Raw genomic sequence first — 15593 nt, forward strand, 5'->3', positions numbered from 1 at the left:
GCTTGGCCGTTCAGCTCTGCGCGGCTAAGCTCCTTCCTCGGCGAGCCGCTGTAGCTCGGCCCATACCCCCCGGGCGATTGCGGCCCCGGCGTCGATCTTCGCGGAGCCAAGATCGCCGAGCGCGCCCGCGAGGCGTTCGACGCCCACCGCGGCACGCGCCGACGGGGCGGAGACGTCCTCACGAAGGACGATTTTTTCGGCTACGGTCACGAGTCAAAGGCTCCGATTTGGTAACGGTCGGCAAAAAATGGGCGCAAGTTACCAATACGGCGCACGAATGGCGCGCCGTCCGAACAATGGAATTCGGGCTTTTCACAGAGCCGGCGGACCACGCGCGGTGGCAAGCGGCGCGGCCGTTCGGCGATTGCGGCGCGGTGAGCGCTGGACGCGAGGCCCTGGCAGGCCCGGCACGGCGCTGGACGCGTCGGACGGCTTGGGCTCGACCATCGACCCTGGAAGGCCCAGCGCTGCGCTTGGCGGGCCGCTGGACGCATCGGACGGCTTGGGCTCGATTGTCGGCCCTGGCAGGCCCGGCGCGGCGCTTGGCGGGCCGCTGGACGCCTCGGGCTCGATTGTCGGCCCTGGCAGGCTCCGCGCGGCGCTTGGCGGGCCGCTGGACGCGTCGGACGGCTTGGGCTCGACCATCGGCCCTGGCAGGCCCGGCGCGGCGCTCGGTGGGCCGCTGGACGCCTTGGGCGCCTCGGGCTCGCGTTCCACGCGAATCCGCTTCCCTGGATCGCGGCAAAGCGCGTCCAGTTGCTCGGGGGTCAAAGCATCGTCGGGTAACTCCGTCACCCCAGCGGGCCAAAACAGGCCGACGCGTACGGCGCGGCCGTCCCGGATTTCTTCCCGCCAGCCGCAACGGTAGCCGGAGAAACCCGGCATGGGTGAGCAGATGACACGGATCATCGCTGGATCTCCGGAGGAAACGGGCGTCAGTTGAGCGCGGGGGGCGTGTCGTCTTCGCTCAAAGCCTCGGCTTCCAATTCGGCCAACATCACGCGCAGCCGCTCGATTTGCTCGGATCGTTCCGTGAAGCCCGTCGCCCAATAGAGCTCAAGCGCGCGCTGGGCTTTCGGGTCTTTCCAGTTGCTTTCGACACCCGCTTTCCAGGCCCATCGGAGGGATTTCGGAAGGGTCGGGGGACACTCGGACGTCACCTTGATCTGCGTTTCGACCTTCGCGCGGCGCTTCCCCCAGCGCTCGGGGTATCGCGCGCGGAGCACTTCGAGGGCGAATCGAGGGTCCTTTTCGGCGGCCTGTAGCACGAGCTTCGAGAGCTGGAATTCGCCATCCGCTTCCGCCTTGCGGATTTCGGCGTCGAATTCGGGATCCTGCTTACGCCACCGTCGCAAGGTGCGCGTCGAGATCCCGACGAGCGCGCACACGGTGGGCCGGTGAAGATGGCCGTTTCGCAGGCCATCGAGGATTTGTGCCGTGATCTCGGGGGTCCGTTGCGAGGGGCGTCCAGGCATAGAGGTCTCCACTCCTGGCGAGGAATCGACCGTTTGCGGCCCGTTTCGGAACGGTTCAGGACCTCGGGCAAGGATTTCGGCGCTTGCCGCGCCGTCCGCGTCGATGCCCGAGGCCGACGAGCACGAGGTCCGCGTCGAGCGCCGCTCGCCTCGATGTCAGGCGAGCTTGGGTCTGCTTCCGTCCCGACTACGAGCCGATGCCGGGCAAGCGCGCGCCCTGCTCGTCCTGCTCGGTTGGGAGGCCCCCGTCCCTTATGCTCTGCTCGCACGCACAGTCTTGCTGTGGGGTTCGTCCTTCTGTACCGTGGCGGACATGCGTATTCTGTCTACCATCGTGCTCCCGTTGTTGTTGCTCTCTGCATGCACGAAGCCGACGGCCAAGGAAGCGGCTGACAAGCTCGTCGCAGCGGGTGTGCTGGCGAACTGCACGCAGGAACCTCCCAGGGGGCTCAACGCCAGAGCATCGGAATACTGGAAATGCGAGCTTCCCAGCGTGCCAGGGGAGGGGGCGGGAGTGATGACATTCGCGGACGACGACGCTTACCAGACCACGATCAAAGCGTTCGATGGGGCTGCGGTGCTCGCCGGCCCCCACCGCTACGGCAACGCAAGGGCGCGCGTGTTCGTCCAGATGAACCAAGGCGCGTCGCTAGAGGTCGGGAATAAGGCTAAAGCGATCGTGGACTCTCTCTAGGAAGGTCGCGCCGTTTCGAGGCACGAGGCCGGCGATCGAGCGCCGCACCGCCTCGATTCTTGTGGGTGCGTCCCGACGTACCCCCCCCGGATGCGGGGCAGACAAAAATTAACGTCGAGCGCGGTCACGGCGGCGAGACCTCGGGGAAGATTTCGCCGCACGTCGCGCCGTCCGCCTCGATGCCCGAGGCCGACGAGCAGGGCGACGAGCACGAGGCGCACGTCGAGCGCCGCGCCGCCTCGATGCACCCGCCCCCCACGTCGGGCCCGCGGATTTACGCAGTCGAGCGCGGTCATGGCTGCGAGAGCTCGGGGGAGATTTCGCCGCTCGCCCATCGCCTCGATGCACCCGCCCCCGTGCAGGGCCCGCGGATTTACGCGGTCGAGCGCGGTCATGGCCGCGAGAGCTTGGGGGAGATTTCGCCGCTCGCCCATCGCCTCGATGCACCCGCCCCCCACGTCGGGCCCGCGGATTTACGCGGTCGAGCGCGGTCATGGCCGCGAGAGCTCGGGGGAGATTTCGCCGCTCGCCCATCGCCTCGATGCACCCGCCCCCCACGTCGGGCCCGCGGATTTACGCGGTCGAGCGCGGTCACGGCCGCGAGACCTCGGGGAAGATTTCGACGCTCGCCGCTCGCCGCTCGCCCCGCCGCCTCGATGCACGAGGCTGACGAGCACGAGGCGTACGTCGAGCCCGAGGCCGACGAGCTGGGGCCGGCGAGCACGAGGCGCACGTCGAGCCCGAGGCCGACGAGCTGGGGCCGGCGTCCAGGGCGACGAGCCCGAGGCCGGCGTCGAGCGCCGCGCCGCCTCGATGCCCGAGGCCGGCGAGCAGGGGGCCGGCGTCCTCGGGGGTACGTCCCGACGTACCCGCCCCGCGCTCGACGCATCCGAGCAAGAGCGCGCGTGCGTGCGTGTGTCGCGACAAGCTTTTTGGCCGAATTATGGCCGCTCGACCCCCCCCGCATGCGGGGGTGGCCAAAATTCGACGTCGAGCGCGCCCGGCCTCGGAGCAGCTTTGGGATGATCCGGACTGACGCCACCCCGAGCCTTCCATTCTCTCCGGGTTTGGTTTAGGGTACGCCCCATGAAACGACTCGCCTCGATTCTCTCCTTTTCCACGATGGTCTTGCTTCCTGCGGCGGCGCACGCCGCGGCGGAAAAGCTCCTGCTGATGGAGGTCGTCACCAGCCCGACACAGGCCGAGTCCGTCGCGATCCGGAACCCCGGAAACACGCCGGTCGTCCTGACCGATTATTACCTCGCCGATTACAGTACTTACTACAACGTCGTCATCGCTCAGGCACCCGCCGGCACCAGCGACTTCATCGTGCGATTCCCCGCCGGTGCTGTCATCCAGCCAGGTGAGACCCAGTACATGTCGATCGCCGGCGGCGAGTGCTTCAGGACATCCTGCGGCGCGATGAGTACGTTCACCGGATACGGGATCTATCCCACGTACGAGATCGCGACGGGCGACGCGGCGACGACGAGCCCTGCTGTCCCTGACATGCTCGTGCCGGTCATGAACGGGGTCGGTACCGCGTGGGGGCTCACCAATGGGGGCGAGCTGATCATTCTGTTTTACTGGGATGGCATAACCAACCTCGTGACCGACGTCGATTACGTGTTCTATGGAGCGGCGGGGCCCCAAGCCCCGGTGAACAAGACGGGCGTCACGGTCAACGGCTCGGCGTATCTGCCGGATACGGCGGACAATCCCGCGCTGCACGCACCCCTGTCGATGATGACGACAACGATCAACACGTGTCGCGTGGACCTCGCGGAGACCGGCCAGGTCATGATGGGCAGCAATGGCGTCAGCGGCCGCGACGAGACCAGCGAGCCCTGGTCGACGACCTGGACCGCGTGCGCCGTGCCGAGCGCCGCCGATATCGACCTCGACACGGTCCTCAACAGCATGGATAACTGCCTCACGGTGCCCAACGCCGCGCAGATCGACACCGACGCCGACGGCGTCGGGGACGCCTGCGACAACTGCCCGACCGTGGCCGATATGATGCAGTCGGATGTGGATGCCGACGGCGTCGGGGACGCCTGCGACAACTGCCCGACCGTGCCGAACCCCAACCAGGCGGACTCCAATGGCAATGGCATCGGCGACGCCTGCGACGCGTCCGGCGCGGGCGGCGGGGGTGGTATGGGCGGTGGTATGGGCGGCGGCGGCTCCGGCGGCGGCGGCATGGGCGGCGGCGGTGGTATGGGCGGCGGCGGCTCCGGCGGCATGGGCGGCGGCTCCGGCGGCAATGGCACCGGTGGCGTCGGCGGCAATGGCACCGGCGGCGACACGACATCCACGACCACGACCGGCACGGGCGGCGCGGGCGGCAGCGAGGATGACGTCGGCTGCGGCTGCCACGTGACCGGCGACGAGTCGCCGCGAGGGGCGTCCTACGCTTCGCTCTTCACGATCGCGGCGGCCGCGCTCGGGGTACGGCGTCGGCGCTCGCGATCCCGGTAGACCGACAGCAGCAGGGGGAGGCATCTCAGAAAATCTCCCCGCCTCCGATTTCGCGCGCCTCGGCGTGGTTCTCGCGCCGGTCTCGTCGCCGCGCCGCGCGGATAGGGAGCCCTACCGCCTTCCCAAAGAGGCAATTTGCCCCGCTGCTCCAGTTAACCTAACGCCACAACCACGGCGTGGTCGTGCCATCCAGAAAACCAAGCTATTTTAGCAGGGAAGCGTGTCCCATTGGGCTCAGCGGTTACCGGAGCTCGCCCCCGCCGTCGAGGGCGAGCAAGCCTTCCGGGTCGCGGCCGTCGAGCACGCGGCGCGAGGGGCCGCGGAAACACGCGGTCGAGCGCGGTCCCGCCGCGTCAGCCTCGGGGAAGACTTCGCGGCGCAGATCGCACCGCGCCGTCGAGCGTGTCGAGCGTCGAGCGCGGCGGGTGCGTCCGTGCATACCCTCGCACGGTAACGTCGAGCGTGCGAGTCGAGCCGCCTGCGTTTCCGCCACCCTGCGTCCGGGCGCGGCGGAAATACAGCATCGAGCGCGGTCCCGCCGCGTCGGCCTCGGGGGAGATTTCGCCGCGGACCTCGCCCCCGCCGTCGAGCGGGAGCAGGCCTTCCACCTCGCGACCGTCGAGCGCGAGGCGCGAGGGGCCGCAGAAACACGCGGTCGAGCGCGGTCCCGCCGCGTCGGCCTCGGGGGAGATTTCGCCGCGGACCTCGCCCCCGCCGTCGAGCGCGCCGCCCGGGGTGCGTCCGTGCAAACCCACGCGCGCACACGTCGAGCGCACGCACGGCGCAACCTTCATTTCCGCCACTTCGACCCCCCCGCATGCGGGGGTGGCGGAAATTCGATGTCGAGCGCGGTCCCGCCGCGCCGGCCTCGGGGAAGATTTCGCGGTAGGACTGCTCGGTTTACGGATTCTTGGCAAACGCTATCGCAGCCTCGATGTCTGCTTGGGTGTAGTAGCCACGATCGCGACGCGTTATCACTCCCTCGGCAATCGCTCGGGCGAGGTGGTGGCGAGCATGTTCATAGCCCGGCACGTGAAGCCGCCTAATCATTTCGACCACCATTTCGACCGGGCCCCTGGTGTGCAGCTTCGACAGGAGAAGCATGAGCCCGTCGGGACCAACATAGGCGTCCAGTCCATCGAACTGGGCCAATCCACGGTCTTTTTGATACTCAGCATCGGGATCAAATTGGCATCCTATCGAAGATCGATGGACCAATCGCAGATCGCGCATCCTATAATCATGCTTCTCGCCGCTCGTTTCTTTGGGAACCATGACCCACTCAATCACGCCGCCAGCGGCATTGACGACTGATTCTCCACAACTATCGCATGTCCAGGGCGGTACCGTCATAAATACAAGGTACCATAGTTAGGGTTGTGCGTCGAGCATCACGTGAAAGATGCACAACACATGATGCATCTCGTTTTCAGGCACGATATCATCGCAAAGGGCAGGCAGAGTCTGTAAGCTCCGCATCGTCCCGAAGTGTCCCTCTGCCATCGCGCGCGGCCGAGTCGCGAAGTGTCGGAAATTATTCCGCGCCGTCCGCCTCGATGCCCGAGGCCGACGAGCTGGGGCCGGCGTCCAGGGCGACGAGCACGAGGCGGACGTCGAGCGCACGGCGGCGAGACCTCGGGGGAGATTTCGACGCTCGCCGCTCGCCGTGCAGCCTCGATGCACGAGGCCGACGAGCTGGGGCCGGCGAGCACGAGGCCCGCGTCGAGCGCCGCGCCGCGCATTTACGCGGTCGAGCGCGGTCACGGCCGCGAGACCTCGGGGGAGCTCGCCGCTCGCCGCGCCGCCTCGATGCACGAGGCCGACGAGCCCGAGATCGGCGCGCCCTGCTCGCCGGGTCGGTCACGACGCACCCGCCCCCATGCAGGGCCGGCGCATTTACGCGGTCGAGCGCGGTCACGGCCGCGAGACCTCGGGGAAGATTTCGCCGCTCGACGCTCGCCGCGCCGCCTCGATGCACGAGGCCGACGAGCACGAGGCCGACGAGCACGAGGCCGACGAGCACGAGGCCGACGAGCACGAGGCGCACGTCGAGCCCGAGGCCGACGAGCTGGGGCCGGCGTCCAGGGCGACGAGCACGAGGCGCACGTCGAGCGCCCTCGATGGCCTCGGGGTCGGTCGCGACGCACCCGCCCCCCACGTCGAGCCCGCGGACCTACGCGGTCGAGCGCGGTCACGGCCGCGAGACCTCGGGGGAGATTTTGCCGCTCGCCGCTCGCCGCGCGCCGCCTCGATGCACCCGCCCCCCCACGTCGAGCCCGCGGATTTACGCGGTCGAGCGCGGTCACGGCCGCGAGACCTCGGGGGAGATTTCGACGCGCGACGCTCGCCGCGCCGCCTCGATGCCCGAGGCCGACGAGCTGGGGCCGGCGTCCAGGGCGACGAGCACGAGGCCGGCGTCGAGCGCCGCGCCGTCCGCCTCGATGCACGAGGCCGGCGAGCTGCGCGACGAGTTCGAGACCGGCGAGCTCGCCAGGTCGTACGGAACTGAGTAGGCAGCCACGACACGATCCTCTACGTTTATCTCGTCCCGAGGCCGCAGAGTAAAAGTAAAGACGCCTCGGCTGGCCCGCCGGGCAGGAAGTGAGAGTCTTTCTGTGGTGTCGAAGGATATTTGCGAAGACGAGGCGGACACGGACAACGCGAGCGAGGACGAAGCCGAGCCGAACGCAGCGATGCGCCTTATCGTGTTCAAGCGGGTACTTGAGCACATGGTGAGCGAGGCAAGTGCCGACCCATTGCGCCTTGCGGTGATCCTTGAGGCACTTGCTGTGCTTGACTCGCGAAGGAGCGATAACAGCGCAGAGGGGGACGAGGCATTGGTGCGCGCTGCGAGTCTCGCGATGACCTCCGCAATGAACGAGACACTTGTAGCTGTCGCATCCCAAAAGAGTGGTCACGATGTCAAGGCGGACATGACCCAAATCCGGCTTGCACTCGATCGTGCGACTCTAGCGATCGCGTGGCACGGTGACGAGCAGGGCGCCCAATACGCGAAGGGCTTCATTCACCGCCTGGCAAGGATGGCCGAGGACTACACGCGACGGGACAATGGAACATTCAAGGATGCGGTAATCGGCGCCCTTCGCTCACTTAGCCATGCAAGGCTAGCCGGCGGCCGGAGCGTGCTATTCCCGAACTACAACGCGATCGCGAGAGCCGTTCTACGAAACAAGAGGACACAACCCGGCGTCGAGAAGCAAGTTGCCGCGCTGGAGAAGGCGCTTCCCGAACAGCTCGCGCCGTACATCTGTGACACGGGCTATCGGGCCGGCGTCAACCTTGGCGACGTGGCCCGGGTGGCGCTCAAAGCTGGCGGGGTCGATCCCTACGACGTGTTAGACGCTCCAGCAAAGATGCGTGAGACCAGGCTCCGAGAGAAGTTGGGCGAGAAGCCACCTGGGAAACGTAGACAGCCGCGTGTATCCAAGCGCAAGCCCTAACGGCTAACGGCTACCCCGTCGCGTTAGCGTCCGCCCCGCCGCATGCTCGGTCCCATGAACAAACCGCGCACTCAGAAGGCTCGGATCGTCGCGCACGACCGGCGCAACACGAGCACAAGCCGCCGGTCCGTTTCGTCTACCCCAAAGAAGAGCGAGCGCCTCCATCGAAGGGCGCTCGTCATGATGGAGGACGCTCCTCCCTTGGCTCGCAACAACCGGTGCAAAAGCTCGAAAGGCGCCACGCCTGGCCTCCTTGCGTCTATCTTGTGTCCTTGGGGGGCCTATTTGGGGATCGTCGCCGCCATCTTGAGGTTTGGCAAAGCCATGGGAACCCATGATCCGCGCATGGGCATTGAAGCGATCGCGGTTCTTGCTGTTGTCGCGATCGTGACAGTCCTCGCCGTTGTTGCGATTGTGGTGGTCCTCGCCCGGTGGCAACGGTAGTCCGGAGTTTCGGCCCGCGGCGCCCGCGTTTCCGGGCCTCCAACCCTGGAGAGGTGGCCCACGGATTTACGTGGTCGAGCGCGGTCACCGCCGCGAGACCTCGGGGAAGATTTCGCCGCGCGACACGCGCCGCGCCGCCTCGATGCACGAGGCCGACGAGCACGAGGCGCGGTCGAGCGCCGCGCCCGTCGATGGCCCTGGGGTCGGTCGCGACGCACCCGCCCCCCACGTCGAGCCCGCGCATTTACGCGGTCGAGCGCGGTCACGGCCGCGAGACCTCGGGGAAGATTTCGACGCTCGCCGCGCCGTCCGCCTCGATGCACGAGGCCGGCGAGCAGGGCGACGAGCACGAGGACCACGTCGAGCGCCGCGCCGCCTCGATGCCCGAGGCCGACGAGCACGAGATCGGCGCGCCCCGCTCGCCGGGGTCGGTCGCGACGCACCCGCCCCCACGTCGAGCCCGCGGATTTACGCGGTCGAGCGCGGTCACGGCCGCGAGACCTCGGGGAAGATTTCGACGCTCGACGCTCGACGCTCGCCGCGCCGCCTCGATGCACCCGCCCCCCACGTCGAGCCCACGGATTTACGCGGTCGAGCGCGGTCACGGCCGCGAGACCTCGGGGAAGATTTCGACGCTCGACGCTCGACGCGCCGCCTCGATGCACGAGGCCGGCGAGCACGAGGCCGGCGTCGAGCGCCGCGCCCCTCGATGGCCCCGGGGTCGGTCGCGACGCACCCGCCCCACGTCGAGCCCGCGGATCTACGCGGTCGAGCGCGGTCACGGCCGCGAGACCTCGGGGAAGGTTTCGACGCTCGCCGCTCGCCGCGCCGCCTCGATGCACCCGCCCCCCGCGTCGAGCCCGCGGATTTACGCGGTCGAGCGCGGTCACGGCCGCGAGACCTCGGGGGAGATTTCGACGCTCGACCCTCGCCGCGCCGCCTCGATGCACGAGGCCGACATCGAGCCCGAGGCCGACGAGCTGGGGCCGGCGTCCAGGTCGACGAGCCCGAGGCCGACGAGCTGGGGCCGGCGTCCAGGGAGACGAGCACGAGGCCGGCGTCGAGCGCCGCGCCGCCTCGATGCACGAGGCCGGCGAGCTGGGGCCGGCGTCCAGGGAGACGAGCACGAGGCCGGCGTCGAGCGCCGCGCCGCCTCGATGCACGAGGCCGGCGAGCTGGGGCCGGCGTCCTCGGGGGGTACGTCCCGACGCACCCGCCTACGGTCGACGCACACGAGCAAGAGCGCGCGTGCGTGCGTGTGTCGCGACAAGCTTTTTGGCCGAATTATGGCCGCTCGACCCCCCCGCATGCGGGGGTGGCCAAAATTCGAGGTCGAGCGCGGTCACGGCCGCGAGACCTCGGGGAAGATTTCGACGCTCGACGCTCGCCGCGCCGCCTCGATGCACGAGGCCGACGAGCTGGGGCCGGCGAGCATGAGGCGCACGTCGAGCCCGAGGCCGACGAGCTGGGGCCGGCGTCCAGGGCGACGAGCACGAGGCCGGCGGTCGAGCGCCGCGCCGCCTCGATGCCCGAGGCCGACGAGCTGGGGCCGGCGTCCAGGGCGACGAGCACGAGGCCGGCGGTCGAGCGCCGCGCCGCCTCGATGCCCGAGGCCGGCGAGCTGGGGCTGGCGTCCTCGGGGGTACGTCCCGACGCACCCGCCCGCGGTCGATGCACACGAGCGAGAGCGCGCGTGCGTGCGTGTGTCGCGACAAGCTTTTTGGCCGAATTATGGCCGCTCGACCCAATTCGACGTCGAGCGCGGTTACGGCCGCGAGAACTCGGGGAGACTTCGACGCGCCCCGCCATTTGACGCGGCACCAGGGGCGCAAATACCGGCTGGCAAATCAACGATTCCTGGACCCACGACGACCCGATGAGGGCTTTGGCCTGAGCGAGTCAGGCTTCACTCTTTTATTTGACGCCTCTCGCGTCGCCCTCCCAGATGCCAATGTTACCGATCGCCCATTCTTTAGCGATGAGTCGATCACGTCTTCAAGCAGACTGGTCGCCACATTGGTAGACCCTATCCATCCAAAGCGAACCAGTTGCGCAAACAGGCCGTTGCTAAAGTAGCGACCCGAGTTGTCATAAGAAACGCGCCGGCCTCCCTTGGGGCCCATCGTTTCATCCGTGCCGCCGATTACATGCCAGTACGAAACGGGAAAATACATCCCATTAATCATGTCGGGCGAAATCGGATCGAAGAATGCATCGGGACAAAGTTTGAAGAAAAATGCTCCGGGATGGAGGCGATATTCGAGCGCATTGGTTGGAATTGCCTGAAGCGCGTCGATGTCGAATTTGTACATCTTCGCAAATTCATCCTCGTAATTCTTGTCTTTGGAGAAACGGAATACGTGATCGCCGCTTTCTTGCTGCATCCGCTTGTATTGCACCATTACAAACGAGCGATAAAGTTCGTTGTAGTACACGAGATCAACGCCAAGTGTACTCTCCACGGGTGTGCGGTTGTAGTTTGTGACGTAAAGACGCTCGCCGCTCGACTTGCTGAAGACCACTGTGCCGATTACGTCCGTCTTGTGACCGATCGCTCCCTGGAATAATTGGGCATCATGCTCGATCATTCGGTCCTCGTGGACCAGACCAGACGAAGCGCCCCTTAACCGCTTGATGTACGAACTTGGTTCTCTGCCGCTCAACTCGTGCTCAACAAGCACCAAGGAACGGTCAAAGCCACTGATTTCCAATGAGATTCCGATGGCATCGCGCTCCATCGCCATTGTTGTGTACGCATCGTCTCGGTACCGCCGGTTAGACTCAATCCGCCTATCGTTCAGTTCGATGACGATCTGTGATGAAGACGCTTGTGCGTATATTCGATTCCATACCTCTATAGGAGCCCGGGTACACACGTGTAGCGACCACTTGCACAAGTGCTGCGAATCGCCATGCATCAAACCCGCGGGATCGATGGCACTGATTCGGTAAAGTGTGACCCTGTATTCGCGCGTAACAATCATGTCGCCTTTTCTTGCCAGCGCGACATGACTAATTGTGACGCCGTCCGTGGATATAAAGCACAGTTCCACTCCTCGATGGGGCCAATCATCGGCAACGGTGGAGATAGTCGCGATGTGGCCTGGCTCGTCGAGGTCTGACAACGCCTTACGTCGGAATTCGCTCTCATCGAAGAACAGAAGGTATCCGCTGTAATCCGCAGATGTAACCATGCATGCACAGAGTAACGCGTCGACCGGCGTTGGTCTAGAGGTACCGCCGTTGAACTCAGGGCGTCCCCTCATCGGACGGCAAATTCGCGTAGTCGGGCAACGTCGCGGCCCGCACGGGGAAGCGCTCGCCGCTCGCCCGATGAGTCCGCCGCGCCGTCCGCCTCGATGCCAGATCCGGGGAGCACGCCCATGCCGTCCGCCTCGATGCCCAAGGCCGACATGCACGAGATCGGCGCGCCCTGCTGGCCGGTGTTGTTCGCGACGCACCCACCCCCCACGTCGAGCCCGCGGATCTACGCGGTCGAGCGCGGTCACGGCCGCGAGACCTCGGGGGAGATTTCGACGCTCGACGCTCGCCGCGCACCGCCTCGATGCACCCGCCCCCCACGTCGAGCCCGCGGATTACGCGGTCGAGCGCGGTCACGGCCGCGAGACCTCGGGGAAGATTTCGACGCTCGCCGCGCCGTCCGCCTCGATGCCCAAGGCCGGCGAGCACGAGGCGCACGTCGAGCGCCGCGCCCCTCGATGCACCCGCCCCCCACGTCGGGCCCACGGCTTTACGCGGTCGAGCGCGGTCACGGCCGCGAGACCTCGGGGGAGATTTCGCCGCTCGCCGCTCGCCGCGCCGCCTCGATGCACGAGGCCGACGAGCACGAGGCCGACGAGCTGGGGCCGGCGTCCAGGGCGACGAGCACGAGGCCGGCGTCGAGCGCCGCGCCGCCTCGATGCCCGAGGCCGGCGAGCAGGGCGACGAGCACGAGGCGCACGTCGAGCGCCGCGCCCCTCGATGGCCCCGGGGTCGGTCGCGACGCACCCGCCCCCACGTCGGGCCCGCGGATCTACGCGGTCGAGCGCGGTCATGGCCGCGAGACCTCGGGGAAGATTTCGACGCTCGCCGCGCCGTCCGCCTCGATGCCCGAGGACGGCGAGCAGGGCGACGAGCACGAGGCGCACGTCGAGCGCCGCGCCGCCTCGATGGCCTCGGGGTCGGTCGCGACGCACCCGCCCTCCACGTCGAGCCCGCGGATCTACGCGGTCGAGCGCGGTCACGGCCGCGAGACCTCGGGGGAGATTTCGACCCTCGACCCTCGCCGCGCCACCTCGATGCACGAGGCCCACGTCGAGCCCGAGGCCGACGAGCTGGGGCCGGCGTCCAGGGCGACGAGCACGAGGCCGGCGTCGAGCGTCGCGCCCCTCGATGGCCCCGGGGTCGGTCGCGACGCACCCGCCCCCATGCAGGGCAGGCGCGTTTACGCGGTCGAGCGCGGTCACGGCCGCGAGACCTCGGGGGAGATTTCGCCGCTCGCCGCTCGCCGCGCCGCCTCGATGCACGAGGCCGACGAGCACGAGGCCGACGAGCACGAGGCCGACGAGCACGAGGCCGACGAGCACGAGGCCCACGTCGAGCCCGAGGCCGACGAGCACGAGGCCCACGTCGAGCCCGAGGCCGACGAGCTGGGGCCGGCGTCCAGGGCGACGAGCACGAGGCCGGCGTCGAGCCCGAGGCCGACGAGCTGGGGCCGGCGTCCAGGGCGACGAGCACGAGGCCGGCGTCGAGCCCGAGGCCGACGAGCTGGGGCCGGCGTCCAGGGCGACGAGCACGAGGCCGGCGTCGAGCGCCGCGCCGCCTCGATGCACGAGGCCGGCGAGCTGGGGCCGGCGTACTCGGGGGTACGTCCCGACGCACCCGCCCGCGCTCGATGCACACGAGCGAGAGCGCGCGTGCGTGCGTGTGTCGCGACAAGCTTTTTGGCCGAATTATGGCCGCTCGCCCCCCCGCATGCGGGGGTGGCCCAAATTCGACGTCGAGCGCGGTCACGGCCGCGAGACCTCGGGGGAGATTTCGACGCTCGCCGCGGTCACGGCCGCGAGACCGCTGAACATTCAACGACTATCTGTCGGCAATCGATATGTCTAGCGTTGCGGGTTGAGTGGTCTTGCAGATTCGGGGAGTTGCTTGGGCTCACTTTCCAATGCCGCGTTAACCAATGCAGTCTGTAGCCTTGACGTCGCCCGCTGGAGGACCTTTTCACTTCGCGTCCACCATCCTCGATACCGGTCGGATATCGACTGCACCCGCCTCGCCACCTCGGACTCGATGGCCTGCCCGGCGTACTCGAATGGCTGCCCGCCCGAGTTAAAGCTCTGTATTGCGCCAGCAATATGCTTTACGGCCGCCTGTTTAATCTCTTGCTCCTCTACGAATAGCTCAAATGGGTATGGAATTTCCAGGAGCGCCGCTCGCGTCGCGGTCACGAGATCGCCGAATTCGGTGGTGACACCTGCCGTCGTAGCATCGTCGTACATCGGCGCCGAAATCTTATCGACTCTCTCCGCCGCCACGCGCTTGACGCGATCAAATTCCTTTGGACTCGTGAGTGATTGGAGCATGTCGCCGGGCAGCTCAATGATTACGTCCCGAAGATCGACGATTACCGCGTGAATTCGTCGAATGGCCGTGGTCCGGGCATTGGCCATGCGTGCACGCGCAAGCTGCTCCTCGGTTGCGCGAAGTTCAGCCCAGGTCCGATGAATGACGGTGCGCAGACTCATGCCAGCGACCTGTAGCGCCGCCATTCTGTCGGCTGGGCCTTGGGAAAACCGCTCGGCGTCATATGACACGTATGTCAATCCAGCAAGATCGGTCGGTATCACCAGGCCTACGCCAGTAGGCACAACCAGAAACGTCCGCTTTCGGCCCAGAGCACCAATGAACAGACCCAGCTCGAAAAGGACATTGTCGCGCATCGCCGGAGACGTATTGCCCCTTTTGCTTAGGCTATCGTCGGGCGTCGCACACAGGACGGCAAACTCGTGCTCACGCAAGCTCCGTTCCAGTTCCTCCAAGGTGAACCGCCCTGCCATGAATATACCATGCTGCCAGGTAAACGGGCGAAAGTCGGCGCTGAGATATTGAAACAATATTTCAGCAACCTCGGTTCCCTCGCTCGACGACCCAATGAAAACCCTCGGTTTGCTGCTCATTTCCGCTTGTGGATGAGTAGCCAGGTCATCTTCGGTGTCAACAAGATTCTCGTCGCGCCGCCTCGATGCCCCCGGGATCGGTCGCGGCGCACCCGCCCCCGCGTCGGGCCAGCGGGTTTGCGAGGTCGGGCATGGTCACGGCCGCGAGACCTCGGGGGAGATTTCGACGCTCGACCCTCGCCGCGCCGCCTCGATGCCCGAGGCCGACGAGCACGAGGCGCACGTCGAGCGCCGCGCCCCTCGACGCACCCGCCCCCCACGTCGGGCCCGCGGATCTACGCGGTCGAGCGCGGTCACGGCCGCGAGACCTCGGGGGAGATTTCTACCCTCGCCGCGCCGTCCGCCTCAATGCCCGAGGCCGGCGAGCACGTGGCCGGCGTCGAGCGCCGCGCCCCTCGATGGCCTCGGGGTCGGTCGCGACGCACCCGCCCCCATGCAGGGCAGGCGCGTTTACGCGGTCGAGCGCGGTCACGGCCGCGAGACCTCGGGGAAGATTTCTACGCTTGCCGCGCCGTCCGCCTCGATGCACGAGGCGACGAGCACGAGGCCGGCGTCGAGCGACGCGCCCCTCGATGCACCCGCCCCCCACGTCGGACCGACGGATTTACGCGATCGAGCGCGGTCACAGCCGCGAGACCTCGGGGGAGATTTCTACCCTCGCCGCGCCGTCCGCCTCAATGCCCGAGGCCGGCGAGCACGAGGCCCACGTCGAGCCCGAGGCCGGCGAGCTGGGGCCGGCGAGCACGTGGCCGGCGTCGAGCGCCGCGCCCCTCGATGGCCTCGGGGTCGGTCGCGACGCACCCGCCCCCATGCAGGGCAGGCGCGTTTACGCGGTCGAGCGCGGTCACGGCCGCGAGAC

General features: G+C 67.5%; 18 protein-coding genes. 4 read left to right on the top strand and 14 right to left on the bottom strand.

Annotation, left to right across the window (positions count from 1 at the left end; translation table 11 throughout):
* Nucleotides 1-24 precede the first annotated feature (24 nt).
* On the bottom strand, nucleotides 25-210 hold the full coding sequence (locus KEG57_RS35300) for a hypothetical protein (protein ID WP_272459239.1): 186 nt from the start codon (nucleotides 208-210) through the stop codon (nucleotides 25-27).
* A 725-nt stretch (nucleotides 211-935) separates the two neighbouring features.
* Nucleotides 936-1475 carry a hypothetical protein gene (locus KEG57_RS35305; RefSeq protein ID WP_272459240.1) on the bottom strand — a complete coding sequence of 180 codons (540 nt, stop codon included), beginning with the start codon at nucleotides 1473-1475 and terminating at the stop codon, nucleotides 936-938.
* Nucleotides 1476-1788: 313 nt separating this feature from the next.
* Between KEG57_RS35305 and KEG57_RS35310 the strand changes: the two genes are divergently transcribed.
* The gene (locus tag KEG57_RS35310; protein WP_272459241.1) at nucleotides 1789-2169 is read left to right on the top strand and encodes a hypothetical protein; all 381 of its coding nucleotides are present in this window, start codon (nucleotides 1789-1791) and stop codon (nucleotides 2167-2169) included.
* Between the two features lie 124 nt (nucleotides 2170-2293).
* Here the strand turns inward: KEG57_RS35310 and KEG57_RS35315 are convergent, their stop codons facing one another.
* Nucleotides 2294-2428 carry a hypothetical protein gene (locus KEG57_RS35315; protein ID WP_272459242.1) on the bottom strand — a complete coding sequence of 45 codons (135 nt, stop codon included), beginning with the start codon at nucleotides 2426-2428 and terminating at the stop codon, nucleotides 2294-2296.
* Nucleotides 2429-3255: 827 nt separating this feature from the next.
* Here KEG57_RS35315 and KEG57_RS35320 point away from each other — a divergent pair.
* The gene (locus KEG57_RS35320; protein WP_272459243.1) at nucleotides 3256-4650 is read left to right on the top strand and encodes a thrombospondin type 3 repeat-containing protein; all 1395 of its coding nucleotides are present in this window, start codon (nucleotides 3256-3258) and stop codon (nucleotides 4648-4650) included.
* Nucleotides 4651-5003: 353 nt separating this feature from the next.
* Here KEG57_RS35320 and KEG57_RS35325 read toward each other — a convergent pair whose 3' ends face one another.
* From KEG57_RS35325 to KEG57_RS35340, 4 genes are all read right to left on the bottom strand, one after another.
* Nucleotides 5004-5444, bottom strand: coding sequence for a hypothetical protein (locus KEG57_RS35325; RefSeq protein WP_272459244.1), 441 nt, complete (start codon nucleotides 5442-5444; stop codon nucleotides 5004-5006).
* Nucleotides 5445-5550: 106 nt separating this feature from the next.
* Nucleotides 5551-5925, bottom strand: a complete 375-nt coding sequence (locus tag KEG57_RS35330; protein ID WP_272459245.1) for a hypothetical protein — start codon at nucleotides 5923-5925, stop codon at nucleotides 5551-5553.
* 639 nt (nucleotides 5926-6564) lie between these two features.
* Entirely contained in the window at nucleotides 6565-6756 is a 192-nt protein-coding gene (locus KEG57_RS35335; RefSeq protein ID WP_272459246.1) for a hypothetical protein, read from the bottom strand.
* Between the two features lie 196 nt (nucleotides 6757-6952).
* Nucleotides 6953-7171, bottom strand: coding sequence for a hypothetical protein (locus tag KEG57_RS35340; protein WP_272459247.1), 219 nt, complete (start codon nucleotides 7169-7171; stop codon nucleotides 6953-6955).
* Nucleotides 7172-7265: 94 nt separating this feature from the next.
* Here KEG57_RS35340 and KEG57_RS35345 point away from each other — a divergent pair, with 94 nt between their 5' ends.
* Nucleotides 7266-8111, top strand: a complete 846-nt coding sequence (locus KEG57_RS35345; protein ID WP_272459248.1) for a hypothetical protein — start codon at nucleotides 7266-7268, stop codon at nucleotides 8109-8111.
* Between the two features lie 54 nt (nucleotides 8112-8165).
* The gene (locus KEG57_RS35350; RefSeq protein WP_272459249.1) at nucleotides 8166-8555 is read left to right on the top strand and encodes a hypothetical protein; all 390 of its coding nucleotides are present in this window, start codon (nucleotides 8166-8168) and stop codon (nucleotides 8553-8555) included.
* Between the two features lie 262 nt (nucleotides 8556-8817).
* On the opposite strand, the gene KEG57_RS35355 is transcribed toward KEG57_RS35350, so the two are convergent.
* The 7 genes from KEG57_RS35355 to KEG57_RS35385 form a co-directional block, all read right to left on the bottom strand.
* Nucleotides 8818-9045, bottom strand: a complete 228-nt coding sequence (locus tag KEG57_RS35355) for a hypothetical protein (RefSeq protein WP_272459250.1) — start codon at nucleotides 9043-9045, stop codon at nucleotides 8818-8820.
* Nucleotides 9046-10402: 1357 nt separating this feature from the next.
* On the bottom strand, nucleotides 10403-11749 hold the full coding sequence (locus KEG57_RS35360; RefSeq protein ID WP_272459251.1) for a hypothetical protein: 1347 nt from the start codon (nucleotides 11747-11749) through the stop codon (nucleotides 10403-10405).
* A gap of 575 nt (nucleotides 11750-12324) precedes the next feature.
* Nucleotides 12325-12516 (bottom strand): hypothetical protein, encoded by a 192-nt coding sequence (locus tag KEG57_RS35365; RefSeq protein ID WP_272459252.1) that lies wholly within the window; start codon nucleotides 12514-12516, stop codon nucleotides 12325-12327.
* A 90-nt stretch (nucleotides 12517-12606) separates the two neighbouring features.
* The gene (locus KEG57_RS35370) at nucleotides 12607-12762 is read right to left on the bottom strand and encodes a hypothetical protein (RefSeq protein ID WP_272459253.1); all 156 of its coding nucleotides are present in this window, start codon (nucleotides 12760-12762) and stop codon (nucleotides 12607-12609) included.
* Nucleotides 12763-13017: 255 nt separating this feature from the next.
* Entirely contained in the window at nucleotides 13018-13233 is a 216-nt protein-coding gene (locus KEG57_RS35375) for a hypothetical protein (protein ID WP_272459254.1), read from the bottom strand.
* Between the two features lie 430 nt (nucleotides 13234-13663).
* Entirely contained in the window at nucleotides 13664-14734 is a 1071-nt protein-coding gene (locus KEG57_RS35380; protein WP_272459255.1) for a TIR domain-containing protein, read from the bottom strand.
* A 674-nt stretch (nucleotides 14735-15408) separates the two neighbouring features.
* The coding region (locus tag KEG57_RS35385) for a hypothetical protein (RefSeq protein ID WP_272459256.1) at nucleotides 15409-15593 on the bottom strand (185 nt) is incomplete at its 5' end.

The sequence above is a fragment of the Polyangium jinanense genome (genome assembly GCF_028435365.1).

Bases quoted from the DNA above. Each gene is read 5' to 3' on its own strand.
- KEG57_RS35305 (WP_272459240.1), bottom strand. From the start codon at position 1,475: ATGCCTGGACGCCCCTCGCAACGGACCCCCGAGATCACGGCACAAATC.
- KEG57_RS35310 (WP_272459241.1), top strand. From the start codon at position 1,789: ATGCGTATTCTGTCTACCATCGTGCTCCCGTTGTTGTTGCTCTCTGCA.
- KEG57_RS35320 (WP_272459243.1), top strand. From the start codon at position 3,256: ATGAAACGACTCGCCTCGATTCTCTCCTTTTCCACGATGGTCTTGCTT.
- KEG57_RS35325 (WP_272459244.1), bottom strand. From the start codon at position 5,444: ATGAAGGTTGCGCCGTGCGTGCGCTCGACGTGTGCGCGCGTGGGTTTG.
- KEG57_RS35330 (WP_272459245.1), bottom strand. From the start codon at position 5,925: ATGGTTCCCAAAGAAACGAGCGGCGAGAAGCATGATTATAGGATGCGC.
- KEG57_RS35350 (WP_272459249.1), top strand. From the start codon at position 8,166: ATGAACAAACCGCGCACTCAGAAGGCTCGGATCGTCGCGCACGACCGG.
- KEG57_RS35360 (WP_272459251.1), bottom strand. From the start codon at position 11,749: ATGGTTACATCTGCGGATTACAGCGGATACCTTCTGTTCTTCGATGAG.
- KEG57_RS35380 (WP_272459255.1), bottom strand. From the start codon at position 14,734: ATGAGCAGCAAACCGAGGGTTTTCATTGGGTCGTCGAGCGAGGGAACC.